Genomic DNA, 20310 nt, shown 5'->3' with positions numbered 1-20310 from the left:
GTCGGCCTCAGTCGTGCGAGCGGAGCGTCTTCGCGGCGTCGCGGTGGTCGATCCCCGCGTCGAGATAGACAGGTCCGTGCACCTCGTAGCCGAGGCGCTCGTAGAACCCTGAGGCCTGGGTCTGGGCGCTGAGCTCGATCCGCACGGCTCCGCCCACGGCGTGCTCGGCGAGCGCGATCTCCTCGAGCGCTCGCATCACGGCGGCACCTGCTCCGGTCCCCCGGGCGCTGCGTGCCACTGCCACGCGCCCGATGTGCACCTCGCCGGGGTGCGCGGGGTCCGTGAGCAACCGTCCGGTCCCGACGACGGGGCCCTCGCCGGGCTGCTCTCCTGCGCGGACCAGGACGTGCGTGGTCGTGGGGGCGAAGTCGGCGTCGTCGATCTCCTCGGCGAGCGGCACCTGCTGCTCGCCCACGAAGACCTCGAGGCGCAGCGTGTGCGCCTCCTCGAGCTGGGCGGGCGTCGTGACCCGCTCGGTCGTCAGCACCCTGTGCCCTCCTCGAAGTCCTGGTGGCCCGCAGCGGGCCACGTGCACGCGGCGCTCAGGAGTACGCCCCGCGCACGACCTCGAGCGCATGCGCCAGGTCCTGCGGGTACTCGCTCGTGACCTGCGTCCACTGCCCCGTCGACGGGTGCTCGAACCCGAGCTGGACCGCGTGCAGCCACTGTCGCGTGAGCCCGACCTTCTTGGCCAGCACCGGGTCCGCCCCGTACGTCACGTCGCCGACGCACGGGTGGCGCAGCGCCGAGAAATGGACGCGGATCTGGTGGGTCCGGCCCGTCTCGAGGTGCACCTCGACGAGCGAGGCCGCCGGGAGCATCTCGAGGACCTCGTAGTGGGTCACCGAGGGCTTGCCCTCGGCCACGACCGCGAACTTGTAGTCGGCCGAGGGGTGGCGCCCGATCGGCGCGTCGATGGTGCCCGTGGTGGGCTCGGGGTGCCCCTGGACCAGCGCGTGGTAGACCTTCTCGACCGTGCGCTCCTTGAAGGCGCGCTTGAGGACCGAGTACGCGAGCTCGCTCTTGGCGACGACCATGAGCCCCGAGGTGCCGACGTCGAGCCGGTGCACGATCCCCTGGCGCTCGGCCGCCCCCGACGTCGAGATCCGGTACCCCGCGGCGATCAGGGCGCCGACGACCGTGGGCCCTGTCCAGCCCGGCGACGGGTGGGCCGCGACGCCCACGGGCTTGTCGATGACCACGACGTCGTCGTCGTCGTACACGATCTTCATGCCGGGCACGGGCTCGGCGACGACCTGCACGCTCGACGTGTCGGGCTCGTCCGGGATCTCGACCTCGAGCCAGGCCCCGGCGACGAGGCGATCGGACTTGCCGACCTCCCGTCCGTCGACGCGGACCCCGCCGTCGCCCGCGATCTCGGCCGCCCGGGTGCGGGACAGGCCGAGCAGACGGGCCAGGGCCGCGTCGACGCGCTCGCCCGCGAGGCCGTCGGGCACCGGCAGCGCACGGACCTGTGCCATCAGGACACCGTCCTCGTGGTGGGAGCGTCCGGCCCCTCGGCCGCGTCCTTCTCGTCCGGAGTGGCCTCGGCCTGGCCCGCCGCCGCAGAGGGGACCTCGTCCTTCTCTTCGGGCTTCACGTCGGGCGTCTCTTCGGGCACGGCCGGTGCCCCCGGTGCTCCGGACCCCGCGGACGTCTCCGAGGCCTCGCCCTCGGCCGAGTGATGCTGTCCGTCGATGCCGATGCCCTGGATCGAGAGGATCGCGATCATCACGGCGGCCCCCACGACCGCGATGTCGGCGACGTTCCCGATGAACAGGTCGCCGTACCCGATGAAGTCGACCACGTGCCCCTGCGCCACGCCGGGCGCACGGAAGATCCGGTCGATGAGGTTGCCCAGCGCACCACCGAGCAGCAGCCCGAGGGCGACGGCCCAGCCGCGCGAGCCGATCCTGCGCATGCTCCGCAGGATGAACACGACCACGACGATGACGACGATCGTGAGGATCCAGGTGTACCCCGAACCGATCCCGAGCGCCGCGCCCTCGTTGCGGATGAACGTGAGGTGGAGCCACCTTCCGAGCAGCTCGATCGTCGGCTCGCCCTCGAGCTGCGCGACGGCCCAGATCTTGGTGGCCTGGTCGACCAGGATCACGAGAGCGGCGAGCACCCCGACCCACAGGACGAGGCGCCGCGAGGTGGCGGCCGCACGTGTCGGGACGACCGTGGAGGGAGCCGCGGACCCGGGCTCGGCGCCGCCCTGCGACGGGTCTGCGGGCACGGGCTGCTGGGGAGAGGGAGTCGATGGCATCGGCGGCAAGTCTGCCATGTCCGACCGGCTCCCCACGATCCGGGGACGACGAAGGCCGTCGTCCTCCCGGGACGACGGCCTTCGCGTGCTGCGGAGTCCCGTCAGCGGCGCTCCTCGCGCTGCTTGGCCTCGACCGACAGGTTCGCCCGCGGGTAGGCCTGCAGGCGAGCCTTGCCGATCGGGTGCCCGGTCGCCTCGCACGTCGCGTAGGTCCCGGCCGCGAGCCGGTCCAGGGCGTGCTTGGTCTGCTCGAGCAGGTCGCGCGTGTTGTTCACGAGCGTGAGCTCCTGCTCGCGCTCGAGCGCGCTGGACCCGGAGTCCGCCTGGTCGTCGCCGGCACCGTCCCCCGAGTTCCGCAGGAGCTCCGAGAGCTCCTGGTCCGCCTCGGCCAGCTCGCGCTCGAGACGGTCACGCTCCTCGAGCAGGGTCGCTGCCTGCTCCTCTGCCTCCTTGAGCGTCCACGGCTCTTCGCCCTCACGCACGGGGAAGGACTTGACGTCGCGAGCTAGGTGCGGGAACTGCTGACGTACTGCCGCGCGCGTCGCGGTACTGAGCTTGGTCATGTCGCCCCTCCGGTTCGAGTTGCGGTGAGAGTAGACGCCGCCCGCCGGTACGCACAACGCACCACGCCGGAGGACCCGGGTGGTGCGTCGTGACGGACCGACCGGCGGCGTGACCTCGAGGTCCGCACGCCTGGTGTGATCGTCTGCCAGGTGGCAGGCGGACTAGATGCCCGCGCTCAGGTCGCTCGAGCGACCTGCGCCGGAGCCGCTGCGCGGCGGGAGTGCACTGCCTCGGTTGTCGAGGTCCCCCATGAGGTTCTGGAGGTAGCTCTTGAGCCGCGTGCGGTAGTCACGCTCGAAGAGCCGCAGCTCGTCGATCTTGCGCTCGAGGAGCGAACGCTCCTGCTCGAGCTGGGAGAGCGTGCGGTGCGAGGTCTCCTCGGCCTCCTGCACGATCCGGGTGCCCTCTTCCTTGGCTTCCGCGATGAGGCGGTCACCCTCCTGCTGGCCCGAGCGCACGTAGTCGTCGTGCAGCTTCTGGGCGAGCTGGAGCATGCCGGTCGCGGACTCGGGCTCGCCGTTCAGCTTGCCGGTGACCGCCGCCGAGATCGGCGCGACCGGAGCGGGCTCGGGGGCCACCGGGGCGTCCACCACGGCAGGCTTGGCCGGACCCGAGGCGTCCGCGCGGCTGAGCTCTGCGACGCGTCGCTCTGCTGCAGCCAGCTTGGTCTTGAGGTCGTCGTTCTCCTCCTGCACGGAGTTGAGCGTCCTCACCACCTCGTCCAGGAAGTCATCGACCTCTTCGACGTCGTATCCTTCGCGGAACTTCGTCGCGGAGAACTTCTTGTTCAGGATGTCCTCTGCTGTCAGCAGTGCCATCGTCTCACCTCAATGCGTTTGCGCCGTCAGTCCGAGCGATCTCGAGATCGCCACAGTCCAAAGTAGCGGAGATTGTCAGAGGAGGCGGCCTCGCCCGGCGCCCGCTGCGCGGGCGCCGGCGTCAAGACCGCCGGGTTGTCAGTTTTCTACGTGTTTGGAGGCGCCCTCAGGAAGCGAGGTACCTCAGGAACTGTGCCAGGAACGACACCGCGAGGAACAGCACGATGAATGCGAGGTCCAGCCGCACCTGACCGAGGGTCAGCGGTGGGATGACCTTGCGCAGTGCACGCAACGGCGGGTCCGTCAGCGTGTAGATGGCCTCGGCCAGGACGAGCATCACGCCGCGCGGACGCCAGTCCCGGGCGAAGACCTGCACCCAGTCGAAGACCACGCGACCGATCAGCACGATGAGATAGAGACCGAGGACGAATGCCAGCAGAGCGAAGACGAATGTCACGGGGTCAACTGTGCCAGATCCCGCGGTCAGCTCTGGTTGTAGAAGCCGGCCCGGGTCACGGGAGGCTCCGGGGTCTGCTCCTCACCGGTGATCTCGACGTGCTCGGGCGAGAGCAGGAAGACCTTGTTGGTCACCCGCTCGATGGCGCCGTGCAGACCGAAGATGAGACCGGCGGAGAAGTCGACCAGGCGCTTGGCGTCGGCGTCGTCCATGTCGGAGAGGTTCATGATGACCGGCGTGCCACCGCGGAAGGCTTCCCCGATGACGCGGGCGTCGTTGTAGGAGCGCGGGTGCACAGTCGTGATCCGGCGCAGCTCTGCGGCTGACATGCTCGTCTGGGGTACCTCTCGTGGGGCGACCGTACGGTGCAGTGGGGTCACCTGAGCCTGGTAGTCGTGCGGCACGTCGGCCCCCAAGTCGTCGTACTCGTCGATGAACTCTTCCTGCTCGTCCTCGCCTCGATCATCAGCGAGGCCCAGGTAAAGCATGGTCTTGCGAAGCGCTCCGGCCATCGCCCTCTCTCCGTCCTCATGTCGACTGCTGGTTCCGTGCTTTGCACGCTAGCCCAGCCCCGGAGACCGGCAGGATGCGACACGCCCGGGAAAGGTCAACAGGCTCGAGGGTGAGAAACGGCACGTCGGCACCGCGCGCAGGGTCAGACGAGGGCCACGACCCCGGCGAACCGGCCCGTCGTGACACCGGCGCGCGTCGCGAGACGGTGCGAGTAAAACCGGTGGTCCTCGAGGGTGCAGATCTCGGTCGGGACGACGTCGGCGACCCCGGCGGCGCGCAGGTCGGCGACGACCCCGGCCGGCAGGTCGAGCGCAGGAGTGCCCCAGCTGGTCGTGGACGCGGTGGCCGGACGCCCGGACGCGACCTCGTCGCGCAGGTCCGCGGGCACCTCGTAGCAGCGCCCGCACGCGGAGGGGCCGACGACGGCTCGCAGCTTCTCGGTCCGCGCACCCTGGGCGACGAGCGCCCCGAGCACGGTGCCGACGACCCCTTCGGCCAGTCCTTGCCGGCCCGCGTGCGCGACCCCGACGACACCTGCCTCGGCGTCCGCGAGGAGCACCGGGACGCAGTCGGCGACGAGCACCCCGAGCCCCAGACCACGCGAGGCGGTGACGAGCGCGTCGTACTCACCGCACGTCTCGGCCCCCGCGCCGGTCGCGCTCCGCGACGCCCGGTCCTGGCCCGAGAGCACCCGCACCTCGACGCCGTGGACCTGGGTCCCGAAGACGAGGGGCGCTCCGAGCCACCGGCCGACCGCCTGACGATGGACGAGGACACGCTCGGCATCGTCCTGGACCCCGAGGCCGAGGTTGAGACCGTCCCACGGCGCGGGCGAGGTCCCGCCCGCACGGGTCGTGAACGCAGCACGCACCCCCGGCCCGAGGTCGACCTCGAGAACCGGGGGTGCGGGGAGTGCAGGATCGAGCACGGCGCTACTTGAGGAAGTCGGGGACGTCGAGCTCCTCGACCTTGCGACGGACGGGCTCCTCGTCGTAGAGGCGAGGCACCTCGACCTGTGCCGACCGCTCGGCCGCGGGCTGCTCCGCGTTCTGGTTGTCCTCGCTGGGGACGACGCTGAACGTCGGGATCGCCGCCGGGTAGCCGGCCGAGACCTGAGCCGCCCCGCCGCCGAAGGTGACCGGGACGTCGTCGGGCTCCGAGGCGATGGGGACGACCGGACGGGGCAGCGTGTGGCTGCCCGTGGTGGTCGGCACCGCGACTGGGCGCTGGGCCTGGACGGGCTGTGCCGGCTGCGCCGCGGGCGCCCCGGCGAGCTGCCCAGGAGCCCGCGAGTCCTTGCGGACCTGGGGCGTGCCGCCGTCGAAGCCTGCGGCGATGACGGTCACGCGGACCTCGTCGCCCAGCGCGTCGTCGATCACGGCACCGAAGATGATGTTCGCCTCGGTGTGCGCGGCCTCGTGGACCAGTCGCGCCGCCTCGTTGATCTCGAAGAGCCCGAGGTCCGAGCCGCCCTGGATCGAGAGGAGGACGCCGTGGGCGCCGTCGATGCTGGCCTCGAGCAGCGGCGAGGAGATCGCGAGCTCCGCGGCCTGGACCGCGCGGTCCTCGCCCCGTGCCGAGCCGATGCCCATGAGGGCGCTGCCCGCCCCCTGCATGACCGACTTCACGTCGGCGAAGTCGAGGTTGATCAGACCGGGGGTCGTGATGAGGTCGGTGATGCCCTGGACACCCGAGAGCAGGACCTGGTCCGCCGAGTGGAACGCGTCGAGCGCCGAGACGCTGCGGTCCGACATCGACAGGAGCCGGTCGTTCGGGATGACGATAAGGGTGTCGACCTCGTTGCGCAGGGCCTCGATCCCCTGGTCCGCCTGGACCGAGCGGCGCCGGCCCTCGAACGTGAAGGGGCGCGTGACGACACCCACGGTCAGGGCTCCCAGCGACCGCGCGATGCGCGCGACGACCGGCGCACCGCCCGTGCCGGTCCCGCCGCCCTCACCGGCCGTGACGAAGACCATGTCGGCGCCGCGCAGGACGTCCTCGATCTCCTCGGCGTGGTCCTCGGCGGCCTTCTTGCCGACCTCGGGATCCGCACCGGCGCCCAGCCCACGCGTGAGCTCGCGCCCGACGTCGAGCTTGACGTCCGCGTCGGACATCAGCAGCGCCTGCGCGTCGGTGTTGATGGCGATGAACTCGACGCCCTTGAGACCGACCTCGATCATCCGGTTGACGGCGTTCACGCCACCACCGCCGATGCCGACCACCTTGATCACTGCTAGGTAGTTCTGCGGAGTTGCCACGTCAATGCCTCTCGATCCTGTAGCCCTCAACCTTCACCCTCAACTAGAGGGTTATAGTTATGTCAGGTTGTGCTGTGTCGACGGTAGGTGCCCGCCCTGGTCCTATCAACGACCCGCCCGCGCGTGTCGGCGAAAACCTGCCGCGTGGGCCATGTCTCACCCCGGTGCCATCGACGGCCACGGGTCCCCGACCGACGTCCGCGAGCCCCCGGCGAGGCCCTCCCCCAGGGCCCGGGCCCCGGTCATCGGGTGATCGGCATCGTGGGGGCCGACACGTCGTAGAGCGTCACGCCCTGGTTCTCCGGCAACGACCTCAGGGTCTGCAGCACCTTGACCTTGAGGGCCGCGTCCTCGCCGTTGCCCCACTCCACGACCGCGCCGTCGCGCAGCCTCATCTCGACCGCGTCCTGCGTCCCCGCCGTGACCTCGGCGACCTCGGCCCGCAGCTCGGGCGGGAGCGCGTTGAGCACGATGCGCGCGGCACGCAACGACCGGGCCCCCTCGTCGTCCAGGCTGACCCCGATCTCGGGGATCCCCTCGGGCACGGCCTCGACGGTCTGCACCTGGACGCCGTCGCGGTCGAGCAGCACGTAGGACCCGTCGTGCGGCACCGCGGCCACGGGCTCCCTCGACTCGAGGGTCACGCTCAGCCCGTCGGGCCACTCCCGCAGGATCGTGACGTCCCGCACGCCGTTCAGGGACAGGATCTGCTCGCGCAGCCCGATCGTGTCGACGCGCGGCAGAGGCACGTCCGACACACCCGACACGACCTGCTGCACCTGTGCGACGTCGATCACGGTCCCCTCCCCCGTGATCTCGATCTTCTCGGGGTCCGTGCCGAGGACCGGGGAGAACAGGACGACCCAGGCGACGGCCGCGACCGCGAGCACCGAGGCGACCCAGATCAGGATCGTGCGTCGCACGCGGTGGCGGCGCATGGCCGCCTTCTCCGCGAGCCGGTCGGCCATGCCGGTCGAGACGACCCTGTCGGTCGGCCGCGCGGTCGACCTGCTGCCCGCGCCCCCCGACGGCGGCACCGGGACCTGTCCCGTCACGGGACGGCCACCGGGCTTCCGGGGCAGCGGTCGAGAGGGGCTGACCGGGACGAGCTCCTGGCCCTGGAGCTCGAGGGGCTGCGTGAGGGTCTCGTCCTGCCCGGCGCGGGCCGGACGCGGCTCACGACGGGTGTCGTGGCGAGCGTCCCGGTCGCGCGAGGTCCCGCGAGCGGCGGGATCCCCGACCAGCGTCTCGTCCGGCGCCGCGACCCGCTCCGTCCCCGGGCGCGCCTGAGCGTCCCGCGCGCCCCGAGGTGCCGGTCGCGGGGTCGCAGGACGCGGCCGGGAGGGCGGTCTCATCAGCCCTCGGCCCCCGGGGACGTCGCGTCGCCGTCCGCGGCCGCGGCACCTGCCACGAGGGCGTCGAGGATCACGGCGCCGAGCTCGGTCACGTCCCCCGCGCCGACCGTGAGGACCAGGTCGCCGGGCCGCGCGGCAGCCGCGACGGCACGCGCGGCCTCGACACGGTCCTCGACGCCCCGCGCGGTGCCCGTGGGCATCCGGTCCACGATCGTCCACGAACCGGTGTCCGGGTCCAGGTCCTCTCGCGCCGCGTAGACACCCGTCACGACGACGTCGTCCGCGAGGGCCAGCGCGTCGGCGAACTCCTGCGCGAACAGCCTCGTCCGCGAGAACAGGTGCGGCTGGAACAGGACCAGGACGCGCCCCCCGGCGGCCACGGGTCGAGCGGCCGTCAGGAGCGCGGCGACCTCGGTCGGGTGGTGGGCGTAGTCGTCGACGACCCGCACCCCGCCGGCCTCGCCCTGCGCCTCGAACCGGCGGCCCGTGCCGAGGAACTCGCCGACCCCCGCGACGGCCCGCTCCGGCGCGACGCCCAGGAGGACGGCCGTCGCGACCGCGGCGGCGGCGTTCAGGGCGTTGTGCGCGCCCGGGACGTGCAGGCGCAGCTCGAGCGGCCCGGTCGTCGTGGTGGACGCACCCGACGACTCCACCGCGACGGTGAGCCGAGCGGCCACCCCCGCGGCGCCGTCGGGCCGGACGTCCGCCAGCAGCACGTCGCTGCCCGGCGACGTCCCGTACGTGACGACGCTGCCGCCCGCCGCGCGGTGCGCCTGCGCGAGCGCGAGCGCCCCCGGGTCGTCGGCGCACGCGACCAGGTGGCCGCCGGGCACGATGCGTGCCGCGAAGTCCACGAACGCCTGCTCGAACGCCTCGCGCGACCCGTAGTGGTCCAGGTGGTCGGGCTCGACGTTCAGCACGACCGCGATCGTCGGCGCGTAGTTGAGGAACGAGCCGTCCGACTCGTCGGCCTCGGCGACCAGCACGTCGCCCGAGCCCAGCCGCCCGCCCGGGATCGCGCCGTCGCTCGTGATGACCGAGCCGCCGATCGCGAACGACGGGTCGAGCCCCGCCGACCGCAGGGTCGTGGCGATCATGGCCGACGTCGTGGTCTTGCCGTGCGCGCCCGCGACCGCGACCGAGCGCCCCTGCGCCATGAGCGCGGCGAGCGCCTCCGAGCGGTGCAGCACGCGCAGGCCAGCGGCCCGCGCCGCGACCAGCTCCGGGTTGTCGGGACGGACCGCGCTCGACAGGACGAGCGTGTCCGCGCCCTCGACGTTCTCCGCCGCGTGCCCGACGTGCATCAGGACGCCGTCCGCCCGCAGCGCGTCCACCACGGCGCTGCCCTTGGCGTCCGAACCCTGCACCCGCACCCCGCGGGCCGCGAGCAGACGGGCCACGACCGACATCCCCGCGCCGCCGATGCCGATCAGGTGGACCGTCCCGAGCTCCGAGAGCGCAGGGGGCGCCGACCGCACCGTCGCGCCGTCGTCCGTCATCGGGACACCCCCGCAGCCTTCTCGACGAGGTCCGCGACGCGCGACGTCGCGTCCTGCATGCCCGCGCGCGACGCGAGCGCCGCCATGGTCCGCAGACGCTCGGCGTCGCCCACCAGACCTGGAAGGTTCGTGGCCACCCAGGCCGAGGTGAACTCGTCGTCGTCGACCAGGATCCCGCCGCCCGCCCGCACGAGCGGTGCGGCGTTCAGGCGCTGCTCACCGTTGCCGATCGGCAGCGGCACGTACACCGCCGGGATGCCCAGGGCCGCGAGCTCGCTGACCGTCCCGGCGCCCGAACGGCACACGACCAGGTCGGCGACCGCGTACGCCAGGTGCATCGCCGACAGGTACTCACGCACGTCGTACCCGGGCAGACCGCCCACGACCTCGCGCACCGCGTCGGCCTTGCCCTTGCCCGTCAGGTGCAGGACCTGCGCGCCCGTCGCGAGGACCGCGCGGGCCGCCCCGGCGACCGCCTCGTTGACGCTCTGCGCGCCCAGCGAACCACCCGTGACGACGACCGTCGGGCGCGCCGGGTCGAGCCCGAGCGCGGCCGCGGCGTTGGTCCGGACCGTCGCCGCGTCGACCGAACGGTCGCGGATCAGGTCCGCGATCTCCCAGCGCAGCGGCAGACCCGTGACGATCCCGCCCTTGAGCGGCGTGCCGTCGAACGTGACGGCGACGTACTTCGCCCACCGTGCGCCCGCACGGTTGGCCAGTCCCGGCCGGGCGTTCTGCTCGTGGATCACGATCGGTACCCCGCGGCGGTGCGCCGCGAGGTAGGCGGGCGTCGAGACGTACCCGCCGAAGCCCACGACGACCTCTGCCCGCGTCTCGTCGATCACGGCACCGGCCGCCTCCACGGCCGACTTGAGCTTGCCCGGCAGGGCGACCCACTCACCGCTCGGGCGCCGCGGCAGCGGCACCTTGGGCACGAAGCGCAAGGGGTACCCGCGCGCCGGGACCAGGTCGGCCTCGAGGCCGCTCTCCGTCCCGAGCACCGTGACGACCGCCCCGGGGTTGCGCTCGCGCAGCTCGTCCGCCACCGCGAGCAGCGGGTTCACGTGCCCCGCCGTCCCGCCGCCCGCGAGCACCACCGAACCGAGAGAAGAACTCACCACGTACCTCGTCACCTGTCCTTGCTGTTGCTGTCGTCCCCGGAGGACCCGGGGGCCGAGAAGTTCTGGGGGCGCCGCGCGCCCACGGGCGCACGGCAGGGCCGAGTCATCGGGACTGGGCGCGCCGACGCCCCGGCAGCGCGCGACGCCCTGCCTGCCCGACGACGGCGAGCGACTTGCGCACGACGCTGCCCCGCGCGGCGAACGCCTCCTTGGCACCGGGCTCGTTGCGCGCGAACGAGATCACGACGCCGAGGGCCGCCATGGTCGTGATCAGTGCGGACCCGCCCGAGGAGACGAGCGGCAGCGGCACCCCGATGACCGGGATCACGCCGATGACCACACCGATGTTGATGAACGCCTGACCCACGATCCAGCACGCGATGCCGGCGGTCGTGATCTTCACGAACGGGTCGGGGTGACGGCGGATCACACGGCTCATGGCCAGCCCGAGCACCGCGAACAGCGCGAGGACCAGGAGCGTGCCGAGCAGACCGAGCTCCTCGCCGATGACCGAGAAGATGAAGTCGTTGTGGGCCTCGGGCAGGTAGCTCCACTTCTCGCGGCTCGCCCCGAGACCGACCCCGCCGAACCCGCCCGTCCCGAGCGCCCAGAGGCCGTGGACCGTCTGGTAGCAGACGCTCGAGCCGGCGTTGGCGTCCGCGGTGTCGCACACGTTCGTGTACGTCGCGAGGAGCCGGTTCATGCGGTTCGCGTTCTGCTGCATCGCGACGAACCCGACCACGACCACGGTCGCCGCTCCGGCCCCTGCCAGGGCGAGGAGCTTCCAGTCGACGCCCGCGACGAAGAACGCGCCCGCCACGAGGATCAGGATCACGAGCATGGTGCCCAGGTCGTGCCCCGCGAGGACCAGCCCCATGACCAGGAGCGCGCCGGGGACCGCGGGGATGATCGCGTGCTTCCAGGAGCCCAGCAGGTGCTGCTTGCGACCGAGCACGACGCCCAGCCAGACCGCGAGGGCGAGCTTGGCCGGCTCGGAGGGCTGCACGAAGAACGACCCGAAGTTGATCCAGTTCAGGTTGCCGTTGACCTCGTGACCGAGCGGGCTGAAGATCAGGAGCTGGAGGCACAGCGAGAAGATGAGCAGCGGCCATGCACCGTGCCGGTAGACGCTCGTGGGGAGCCTGCTCGCGACGAGCAGCACGGGCAGACCGATGAGCGCGAACTGCGCCTGGGTCAGGAAGGCGCCGTAGGGCGACTTGCCCGCCGCGATCTCCGTGATCGCCGAGCTCGAGAGCACCATGACCAGGCCGATGATCGCGAGCAGCGTGGTCGCTCCGACGAGCAGGTAGTAGCTCGTCACGGCGCTGTCCCACTGGCCGAGCCACGCGCGCTCGTTCGACGAGGTCCTGGCCGGGCGCGGTCGGGGACGCGGCGTGCGGGTCGACCGGGTGGTCCCCCCCTTGACGGGGAGGCCGGTCGCCGCGGTCGCGGTCGGCCGCGGCCCGGGACCCGCACCGGAGGGCGTCGAGCCCGTCGTCGTCCGAGGGGTCGGGCTCTTCGCGCGGGGCGTGCCCGCGGTGCTCGACCGGGAAGGACCCGCCGCCGAGCGCTGCGCAGGCCCGCGCCCGCTCGTCGTCTGGGCCACCGGACTACCCTCCCAGCGTGGTCTCGGCGCCTACCAACGACCGTGCGGCCTGCGCGAACGCCTCGCCCCGGGCGGCGTACGACGAGAACTGGTCCATCGACGCGCTGGCGGGGGCGAGCAGGACGGTGTCCCCGGGGACCGCCAGGTCCCGGGCACTTTCGACGGCGCGCTGCATCACCGTCCCAGTGTCACCGGGATCGATGCGGACCACGGGGACGTCGGGTGCGTGTCGGGCCAGTGCACTCGCGATCGGTGCCGGGTCGGCGCCGATCAGCACCACGGCACGCAGGCGGGACAGACGCGCGCGCACGAGCTCGTCGTACGTCGCCCCCTTGGCGAGGCCGCCCGCGATCCAGACCACCGTGCCGGCCTCGTAGGCGCCGAGCGAGGCCGAGGCCGCGTGCGGGTTGGTCGCCTTCGAGTCGTCGACGTACGTCACGCCGTCGACCACCGCGACACGCTGGATGCGGTGCGCCCCCGGACGGAACGCGCGCAGGCCGTCGCGGACCGCCTGCGCGCTCACGCCGTGAGCGCGCGCGAGGGCCGCCGCCGCGAGCGCGTCCGCGACCACGTGGACGGGGACGGTGCCCCCGGGACCCGCGAGGTGGGCCAGGTCCGCGAACGTCGCGAGCTCCTGGGCGCTGCGGTGGCGAGCCGGGTCGTCGGGCGCCGCGTGGAACGCGCGGTCCACGAGGACGTCCTCGATGACCCCGAGCTGGGCGCGAGCAGGCGCTCCGACCGTGAACCCGATCGCACGAGCCCCCTCGAGCACGTCCGCCTCGCGGACGAGGTGCTCGGTGCGAGGGTCGGCGACGTTGTAGACGCACGCGACCTGGGCGCGCTCGTAGATGCGGCCCTTGTCCGCGGCGTAGGCGTCGAGCGAGCCGTGCCAGTCGAGGTGGTCCGCCGCGACGTTGAGGACGGCCCCCGCCTGGACCGACATGCTGTGCGTGAAGTGCAGCTGGAAGCTCGAGAGCTCGACCGCGAGGACGTCCAGCCCCGGATCGAGCGCGGCGACGACCACGGGGGTGCCGACGTTGCCCACGGCCGCCGTCCGGAGGCCGGCCGCGGTCAGGATCGAGGCCAGCATCTCGACCGTGGTGGTCTTGCCGTTCGTCCCCGTGACCGCGAGCCACGGCGCGTACGACCCGTCCGCGCGCGGGACGCGCAGCGCCCAGGCCAGCTCGACCTCGCTCCAGACGGGCACGCCCGCCTCGCGTGCGGCGACCAGCAGGGCCGACGACGGCGCCCACCCCGGGGAGGCGACGACCAGGTCGACCTGGCCCAGGTCCACACCCGACTCGCCCTGCACGTCGGCGTCGGACGCCGAACGGTCCACCGTGAGGACCGAGGCCACCTTCGCCGCGTCGCGCAACGCCCGGACGGCCGCGCGCCCGGAGACCCCGAGCCCCGCGACCAGGACCCGGGCCTGTGCCCACGGGACGGCCAGGCCGAGCGGAGCAGGAGAGGGGACGGAGTCCTCCGGCACTAGCTGACCACCCATTCGGCGTAGAAGATCCCGAGGCCGAGCCCCGCGAACAGCCCGGCGATCAGCCAGAACCTGATGACGATCGTGACCTCTCCCCAGCCCGAGAGCTCGAAGTGGTGGTGCAGCGGGGCCATCTTGAAGACGCGTTTGCCCGTCATCTTGAAGTAGCCGATCTGGATCACGTCGGAGAGCACGATGAGGACGAACAGCCCGCCGATGATGACCGCGAGGATCTCGGTGCGGGACAGGATCGTCAGACCGGCCAGGGCGCCGCCGAGGGCGAGGGACCCCGTGTCGCCCATGAAGATCTTCGCGGGGCTCGCGTTCCACCACAGGAACCCGACGCACGCGCCCATGATCGCGGCCGCGACGATCGCGAGGTCCTGCGGATCACGGACCTCGTAGCAGCGAGGCCCTGCGGCCTCGATGACCTGGCAGCTCTGGTTGAGCTGCCAGATGCTCACGAGGATGTAGGAGCCGAAGACGATGATCGAGACCCCCGTGGCCAGGCCGTCGAGCCCGTCCGTCAGGTTGACCGCGTTCGACCACGCCGTGATGAGGAAGTTGGCCCAGAGCACGAACAGGATCAGACCGATCGTCGCCCCCGCGAAGGCCAGGTCCAGGTTGGTGTCCCGCAGGAACGAGATGTGCGTCGAGGCCGGCGTGCGGAAGTTCTCGTTGGGGAACTGCAGGGCCAGCACCGCGAACGTGATGCCCACGATGCCCTGGCCGATGATCTTGGCGCGCGGCGAGAGGCCGAGGCTCCGTTGCTTGCGGATCTTGGTGAAGTCGTCGAAGAACCCGACGAGCCCCAGACCGGTCATGAGGAAGAGCACCAGGATCGCCGAGATGCTCGGGGTCCGGGGCGTCTCCGACACGATCGAGGACACGACGTAGGACATCGCCCAGCCGATCAGGGTCGCCCCGATGATGACGACCCCGCCCATGGTGGGCGTCCCACGCTTGGTGAAGTGCGCCGTCGGGCCGTCCTGGCGGACGAACTGGCCGTAGTTGCGACGGATCAGGAACTTGATGAAGAGCGGGGTGCCCAGGAGCGCGACGAGCAGCGAGACGCACGCGGAGACGAGGATCGCGATCATGCGCGCACCTCGCCCGCGAGCTCGTCGCCCAGGCGCCACAGGCCCGAGCCGTTCGAGGACTTCACCAGGACCACGTCGCCGGGAAGGAGCTCGTCACGCAGCAGCGCGGAGGCCGCCTCGACGTCAGGTACGAACCGAGTCTCATCGCCCCAGGACCCCTCTTGGGTGGCGCCGTCGTGGATGCCGCCGGCACCGTCACCGACCACGACGAGCAGCTTGATGTTCAATCGGACCACGAGACGGCCGATCTCGTCGTGAGCGGCGCGCGAGTCGGGCCCGAGTTCCAGCATCTCGCCCAGGACCGCGACCGACCGCCGCTCGCGCCCTGCCATGACCGCGAGCGCCTTGAGAGCCGCGCGCATCGAGTCGGGGTTCGCGTTGTAGGAGTCGTCGATCACCGTGATGCCGTCGGGGCGCTGCGTGACCGCCATGCGGTGCGGGCTGACAGCAGTGGCCTGGTTCAGGCCCGCCGCGACCGTCCCCGCGTCGATCCCCACCTGGATCGCCGCGGCGGCCGCCGCGAGCGCGTTGGAGATGTGGTGCTCGCCCACGAGGCGGAGCTGGACCGGGTGGGTGACGGGCTCGGCACCGCGCACGCGCAGGTCGAACGACGCGCAGCCCGAGCGGTCCATGCCGATGTTCTCGGCGCGCACGTCCGCCGTGGGGATGGTCCCGAACGTCACGACCGGGCCCGGCGCGGCGCCGGCCATCGCGACGACCCGCAGGTCGTCGGCGTTGAGGACCGCGGTACCGCCCGGGGCGAGCCCCGCGACGATCTCGGCCTTGGCCGTGGCCACGGCCTCGATCCCGCCGAACTCGCCCAGGTGGGCGCTGCCCACGGCGAGGACGACCGAGACGTCGGGCGGCGCGATCTGCGTCAGGTAGGTCAGGTGACCGATGCCGCTGGCCCCCATCTCGAGGACGAGGAAACGGGTCGAGGCGTCGGCCTCGAGCACCGTGAGCGGCAGGCCGATCTCGTTGTTGAACGAGCCGCGCGGCACGACGGTCGGCCCGTGCGGCGTCAGGAGCTGCCCGAGGAGGTCCTTGGTGGTCGTCTTGCCGACCGAGCCGGTGATGCCGACCACCTTGACGTCGCCGGTCGAGCGCAACCGGCGCAGGACCTCACGCGCAAGGGCCCCGAGGGCGACCTGGACGTCCTCGACCACGACGGCGGGGGCGTCGACGTCACGGGCCGCCAGGACGAGCGCAGCGCCGTTGCCGACAGCGACGGGGACGTAGTCGTGCCCGTCGACGTGCTCACCGGGCAGCGCCACGAAGAGCGCTCCGGGTCCCGCGAGCCGGGAGTCGATGACGACCGAGCCGGTCACCCTCACGTCCGGGTCGGCGGCGAGCCGTCCTCCGGTCGCTGCGGCGACCTCCGCCGCAGTCAGCTCGATCATGCTCCGTGCTCCTTCGTCGTCTCGTCGCGCTCGGCCAGTGCGGCCCGCGCCTCCACCCTGTCGTCCAGGGCATGGTCCACCCCGGCGATCTCCTGCCAGACCTCGTGGCCCCTGCCGGCGATCAGCACCGTGTCCTGCGGACCGGCCTCCCGGATCGTGTCACGGATCGCGGCGGCCCGGGGCGCGACCTCGGTCACTGTCCTCGCCGGCACGCCCGGTGCGTGCGCACCGTCCGCCACGTCCCGCGCGGCGAGCGCCCCGGCGAGCACCTCGGCACGGATCGAGGCCGGGTCCTCGCCGTGCGGGTCGTCGTCGGTCACGACGACGACGTCGGCGCCCTCGACCGCGACCGCGCCCATGCGCGGGCGCTTGCCCTTGTCGCGGTCACCCGTGGCACCGAACACCACGACCAGGCGCCCCTCGGTCGTGGGACGCAGCGCGGCCAGCGCGAGCGAGAGCGCGTCGGTGTTGTGCGCGAAGTCCACCACGACGCGGGGGGACGTGCCCACGACCTCCATGCGTCCGGGGACGGCCGCGCTGACACCGCCTGCGGCCTCGAGCGCGGCGCGCACGTCGCGCACGTCCGCTCCCGCCTCGAGGACCATGGCGAGGGCGAGCGCCGCGTTGGCGACGTTGAAGCCCCCGGGCAGCGCCGTCGTCGTGCGGATCTCCCGGCCGTCGCGGTGCCGCAGCGTGAACGCGCTGCCGGCCGCGCCGTCGGCGACCACGTCCGTGACCGTCCAGTCCGCGTCCGTCCGCTCGCCCGCCACCGACAGCGTCGCGACGGGGATCGTCGCCGCCTCGGTCATGCGCCGGCCCCAGGCGTCGTCGACGACGACGACGCCGCGACGGGCGTGCTCCGGGGTGAACAGCGCGGCCTTGGCGTCGAAGTACTCCTGGAGGTCGCCGTGGAAGTCGAGATGGTCCTGGCTCAGGTTCGTGAACCCGGCCACGTCGAAGACGATGCCGTCGACCCTGTGCAGCGACAGCGCGTGCGAGGAGACCTCCATCGCGAGCGTGCCCACGCCGTCCTCGCGCATGGTGGCCAGGAGAGCCTGCAGGTCCGCGGCCTCCGGCGTGGTGAGCCGGCTCGGGAGCACGCGGTCGCCCGAGCGCATCTCGACCGTGCCGATCAGGCCGCCCTTCCAGCCCAGCGCACGCAGGACGTGGTCGATCAGGTACGTCGTCGTGGTCTTGCCGTTGGTGCCCGTCACGGCGAACGTCGTCAGGTGCTCGGCCGGCGCCCCGTAGACCCAGGCGGCGACCGGGCCCAGGAGGTTCCGGGGGTCGTCGGTCACGAGGACCGGGACCCGACGCTCGCCCGCCTCGTCGAGGAGGAGGGCACCGCGCGGGTCCGTCAGGACGGCGCGGGCGCCGCGGTCGATCGCACCGCTCGCGAAGGTCGCGCCGTGCGCGCTCGCACCGGGCAGCGCGACGAAGAGGTCGCCGTCGGCCACCACGCGGTTGTCCGAGGCCACCGACCAGATCTCGACGCCCGCGAGCGCGCCGGGACCGGCGTCGGGGGCCGTTCGTCCGGTGCCGACCGTGAGCTCGAAGGTGGTCGCGAGGTCCTGAGCGGAGTGGTGTGCGGACGCGGTGGGACGAAGGCGGTCGATCGGGGATGTCACGAGTAGAACTTACCGTGCATCGTGGTCCCCACCGGTCGGCTGGTGGGCCCGGACCCGGTACTTCACGGGACCTTCACGCGCGGCCGTGGCAGGGTACGCCGAACTCCCGCCGGCCTGCCCAGGGGCCGGGACGGCCCCTCGGGGTCGCCGTGCGGCCGAGCGAACCCTGGGCGGCGCTCGGCGGCGCGCCCGCGCCGACGGCGGACCTCGCCTCGGGCCCGCCCGTCACCAGGTCGTCGGGTACGGCGCCTCGACCGACGAGCTCGGGGGGACGTTCCGGTTCTGGAGCGTGAAGCTCATCAGGTCCTTGAACACCGGCGCCGCGACCATGCCGCCGAAGATGTTGGTCCGAGGGTTCTTGAGGAAGACCGCGACCGTGTACTGCGGGTCGTCCGCGGGGGCCACACCGATGAACGAGGCCATGATGTCCGTCAGGCCGCCACCCGCCCCGACCTCTTCCGCCGTGCCCGTCTTGCCTGCGACCCGGTAGCCCTCGATCGCCGCCTCGGTGCCCGACCCCTCCTCGACGACGGCCTCCATCATGTGCAGGACCTGGTCCGCGGTCGACTCCGAGACGACCTGCGTGGTCTCCCGCACCGGCGCGGGGACGAACACGCCGTCGGGCCCCGTGGTGCCCTTGAGCAGCGTCGGTGCGACCCGCACCCCGCCGTTCGCGATCGTGGAGAACACGCTCGTGGCCTGCACGGCGTTGACGGCGATACCCTGCCCGAACAGGACCTCGTACTCCTTGCGCCCGTCCCAGCCGTCCGACGATCCGAGGATGCCCGCGGACTCGCCGGGGAGGCCGAGGCCCGTCTTGGCACCGAAGCCGAACTTGCGCAGGTAGTCCTCGCGCTGCTGCCGGGGGATGTCCTGGCCGACCATGACCGTCCCGGTGTTCGAGGACTGCGCGAGGATGCCCGCCAGGGTCATGCGCTCCATGGCGTGCGAGTGCGAGTCACGGAACGACTGCCCGTTGGCCGTCGTGTAGGTGTCGTTCACCTCGTACTGGCTCGCGGGGGTCGCCAGGCCCTCCTCGATCGCGGCGGCCATCGTGATGACCTTGCCCGTCGATCCGGGCGCGAACACGTCCTTGACCGCACGGCTGCCGTCCGCGACGCGCGCGTCGGACCGGTCGTTCGGGTCGATCGCCCCCGAGTCGGCGAGCGCAAGGACCTCCTGGGTCTTCACGTCCTGCACCACGGCGATCGCGTAGTCGGCCCCGGTCTCGGCCACGGCCTTGTCGACCGCGTCCTGCGCCTTCCAGCCGATGTCCCGCACGAGGGTCAGGGCGACCGAGCTCCCCGGGACGGCCTCGACGGTCTCCTGCGTGCTGCCCGGGATCCGGACCCCGCCGGCTCCGCCCGCGCGCTCGAAGCTCTCGCTGCCCGGTGTGCCGGTGAGCAGGTCGTCGTAGGCGGCCTCGATCCCGCCGCGGCCGATCACGTTCTCGGTCGTCTCGTCCTCGCCCACGTACCCGACGATGTTGCCCGCGGTGGTCCCCGCTGGGTAGGTCCGGGTCGTCGTGAGCCGCGTGCCGATGTAGGCCGAGACCCCGAGCTCGGCGATCTGCCGCTGGACCTCGGGCACCACGCCCTTGGCCAGCAGCACGTTGCGGTTCACGCGCCCGTTGGTCCCGCTGAGCTCGGCCGCGAGCTCGGGGGCGGAGCGGTCCAGGATCGGTGCGAGCAGCTTGGCCAGCCCGACGGCCCCCTTCTCCTCGACCGCCTTCCCGTCGATCGTGTGCCGCTTCGAGGGGACGAAGTCCGGGATCGTCGCCTGGTCCGCCGAGACCGTGTACCGGTCGATCGACGTGGCGAGGACCACGCCGTCGGCATCCGTGATGTCACCGCGGTGCGCGAGGGTCACGTGGGACTGGGTACGCGTCGCCTCTGCGCTGGCGGCGAGACTGGGGCCGATGACGACCTGCAGGTAGACGAGGCGGCCGGCGAAGACGAGCAGGACCAGGAGCGCGACGGCCATGACCCAGCGCTGCCGTTTCTCCGGCCGCGCAGGACTGGCGACGGCCGCGGTCGCAGGTCGTCCCACGCCTCGTCCGCCGCCCGACCCGCCTCCGGCACGCGGCGTGAGCGTCGTCGTCCGGGGGGAGGTCGAGGCGCCTCGGGGCTTTGCTGTGGAGACCTTGCCGGTCACGGCCGTCTTCCCGGTCGACGGCGTCTTCCCGGTCGTTCGTGCCTTGCCTGTCGTGCGCGGCGTGCCCGCCGGGTTG

At 72.4% G+C, this 20310-nt stretch carries 18 protein-coding genes; all 18 read right to left on the bottom strand.

What is annotated here, in order from left to right:
- Positions 1-7: 7 nt before the first annotated feature.
- On the bottom strand, positions 8-487 hold the full coding sequence (locus H9641_RS11980) for a GNAT family N-acetyltransferase (RefSeq protein ID WP_318244544.1): 480 nt from the start codon (positions 485-487) through the stop codon (positions 8-10).
- Positions 488-542: 55 nt separating this feature from the next.
- Positions 543-1481 carry an RluA family pseudouridine synthase gene (locus H9641_RS11975; RefSeq protein ID WP_191804034.1) on the bottom strand — a complete coding sequence of 313 codons (939 nt, stop codon included), beginning with the start codon at positions 1479-1481 and terminating at the stop codon, positions 543-545.
- Complete coding sequence (locus tag H9641_RS11970) at positions 1481-2272, bottom strand: signal peptidase II (RefSeq protein WP_225220360.1); 792 nt, start codon at positions 2270-2272, stop codon at positions 1481-1483. The genes H9641_RS11975 and H9641_RS11970 overlap by 1 nt, the downstream gene beginning before the upstream one ends.
- 101 nt (positions 2273-2373) lie before the next feature.
- The gene (locus tag H9641_RS11965) at positions 2374-2835 is read right to left on the bottom strand and encodes a TraR/DksA family transcriptional regulator (RefSeq protein ID WP_191804029.1); all 462 of its coding nucleotides are present in this window, start codon (positions 2833-2835) and stop codon (positions 2374-2376) included.
- Positions 2836-2997: 162 nt separating this feature from the next.
- Positions 2998-3654, bottom strand: a complete 657-nt coding sequence (locus H9641_RS11960) for a DivIVA domain-containing protein (protein ID WP_191804027.1) — start codon at positions 3652-3654, stop codon at positions 2998-3000.
- Between the two features lie 166 nt (positions 3655-3820).
- Positions 3821-4111, bottom strand: coding sequence for a YggT family protein (locus tag H9641_RS11955; protein WP_191804025.1), 291 nt, complete (start codon positions 4109-4111; stop codon positions 3821-3823).
- Positions 4112-4137: 26 nt separating this feature from the next.
- Positions 4138-4623, bottom strand: coding sequence for a cell division protein SepF (locus H9641_RS11950; protein ID WP_056648854.1), 486 nt, complete (start codon positions 4621-4623; stop codon positions 4138-4140).
- Positions 4624-4766: 143 nt separating this feature from the next.
- Positions 4767-5552, bottom strand: coding sequence for a polyphenol oxidase family protein (locus H9641_RS11945; RefSeq protein ID WP_318244543.1), 786 nt, complete (start codon positions 5550-5552; stop codon positions 4767-4769).
- A gap of 4 nt (positions 5553-5556) precedes the next feature.
- Positions 5557-6882 (bottom strand): cell division protein FtsZ, encoded by a 1326-nt coding sequence (ftsZ, locus tag H9641_RS11940; protein WP_191804023.1) that lies wholly within the window; start codon positions 6880-6882, stop codon positions 5557-5559.
- Between the two features lie 242 nt (positions 6883-7124).
- Positions 7125-7937 carry a cell division protein FtsQ/DivIB gene (locus H9641_RS11935; protein ID WP_191804021.1) on the bottom strand — a complete coding sequence of 271 codons (813 nt, stop codon included), beginning with the start codon at positions 7935-7937 and terminating at the stop codon, positions 7125-7127.
- A gap of 299 nt (positions 7938-8236) precedes the next feature.
- Positions 8237-9736 (bottom strand): UDP-N-acetylmuramate--L-alanine ligase, encoded by a 1500-nt coding sequence (gene murC, locus H9641_RS11930; RefSeq protein WP_191804019.1) that lies wholly within the window; start codon positions 9734-9736, stop codon positions 8237-8239.
- Positions 9733-10854, bottom strand: coding sequence for an undecaprenyldiphospho-muramoylpentapeptide beta-N-acetylglucosaminyltransferase (murG, locus tag H9641_RS11925; protein WP_377616578.1), 1122 nt, complete (start codon positions 10852-10854; stop codon positions 9733-9735). Before murG ends, murC begins: the two co-directional genes overlap by 4 nt.
- 106 nt (positions 10855-10960) lie before the next feature.
- Positions 10961-12178, bottom strand: a complete 1218-nt coding sequence (locus tag H9641_RS11920; protein ID WP_318244542.1) for a peptidoglycan glycosyltransferase FtsW — start codon at positions 12176-12178, stop codon at positions 10961-10963.
- Between the two features lie 289 nt (positions 12179-12467).
- Complete coding sequence (gene murD / locus H9641_RS11915; RefSeq protein ID WP_191804015.1) at positions 12468-13967, bottom strand: UDP-N-acetylmuramoyl-L-alanine--D-glutamate ligase; 1500 nt, start codon at positions 13965-13967, stop codon at positions 12468-12470.
- Positions 13952-15052, bottom strand: coding sequence for a phospho-N-acetylmuramoyl-pentapeptide-transferase (mraY, locus tag H9641_RS11910; protein ID WP_191804013.1), 1101 nt, complete (start codon positions 15050-15052; stop codon positions 13952-13954). The genes murD and mraY overlap by 16 nt, the downstream gene beginning before the upstream one ends.
- The gene (locus tag H9641_RS11905; protein ID WP_191804011.1) at positions 15049-16452 is read right to left on the bottom strand and encodes a UDP-N-acetylmuramoyl-tripeptide--D-alanyl-D-alanine ligase; all 1404 of its coding nucleotides are present in this window, start codon (positions 16450-16452) and stop codon (positions 15049-15051) included. The genes mraY and H9641_RS11905 overlap by 4 nt, the downstream gene beginning before the upstream one ends.
- The gene (locus tag H9641_RS11900) at positions 16449-18080 is read right to left on the bottom strand and encodes a UDP-N-acetylmuramoyl-L-alanyl-D-glutamate--2,6-diaminopimelate ligase (protein WP_191804009.1); all 1632 of its coding nucleotides are present in this window, start codon (positions 18078-18080) and stop codon (positions 16449-16451) included. Before H9641_RS11900 ends, H9641_RS11905 begins: the two co-directional genes overlap by 4 nt.
- Positions 18081-18305: 225 nt before the next feature.
- The gene (locus H9641_RS11895; protein ID WP_191804007.1) at positions 18306-20063 is read right to left on the bottom strand and encodes a peptidoglycan D,D-transpeptidase FtsI family protein; all 1758 of its coding nucleotides are present in this window, start codon (positions 20061-20063) and stop codon (positions 18306-18308) included.
- Positions 20064-20310: the final 247 nt, after the last annotated feature.

The organism is Oerskovia merdavium (assembly GCF_014836755.1).
GTDB lineage: Bacteria > Actinomycetota > Actinomycetes > Actinomycetales > Cellulomonadaceae > Oerskovia > Oerskovia merdavium.
Note: the sequence above shows the minus strand (reverse complement) of the source record. Positions and strands in the feature narration are given on the sequence as shown.

Bases quoted from the DNA above. Each gene is read 5' to 3' on its own strand.
- H9641_RS11975 (WP_191804034.1), bottom strand. From the start codon at position 1,481: ATGGCACAGGTCCGTGCGCTGCCGGTGCCCGACGGCCTCGCGGGCGAG.
- H9641_RS11970 (WP_225220360.1), bottom strand. From the start codon at position 2,272: ATGCCATCGACTCCCTCTCCCCAGCAGCCCGTGCCCGCAGACCCGTCG.
- H9641_RS11965 (WP_191804029.1), bottom strand. From the start codon at position 2,835: ATGACCAAGCTCAGTACCGCGACGCGCGCGGCAGTACGTCAGCAGTTC.
- H9641_RS11960 (WP_191804027.1), bottom strand. From the start codon at position 3,654: ATGGCACTGCTGACAGCAGAGGACATCCTGAACAAGAAGTTCTCCGCG.
- H9641_RS11950 (WP_056648854.1), bottom strand. From the start codon at position 4,623: ATGGCCGGAGCGCTTCGCAAGACCATGCTTTACCTGGGCCTCGCTGAT.
- murC (WP_191804019.1), bottom strand. From the start codon at position 9,736: ATGACGGACGACGGCGCGACGGTGCGGTCGGCGCCCCCTGCGCTCTCG.
- murD (WP_191804015.1), bottom strand. From the start codon at position 13,967: ATGGGTGGTCAGCTAGTGCCGGAGGACTCCGTCCCCTCTCCTGCTCCG.
- mraY (WP_191804013.1), bottom strand. From the start codon at position 15,052: ATGATCGCGATCCTCGTCTCCGCGTGCGTCTCGCTGCTCGTCGCGCTC.
- H9641_RS11905 (WP_191804011.1), bottom strand. From the start codon at position 16,452: ATGATCGAGCTGACTGCGGCGGAGGTCGCCGCAGCGACCGGAGGACGG.
- H9641_RS11895 (WP_191804007.1), bottom strand. From the start codon at position 20,063: ATGGCCGTCGCGCTCCTGGTCCTGCTCGTCTTCGCCGGCCGCCTCGTC.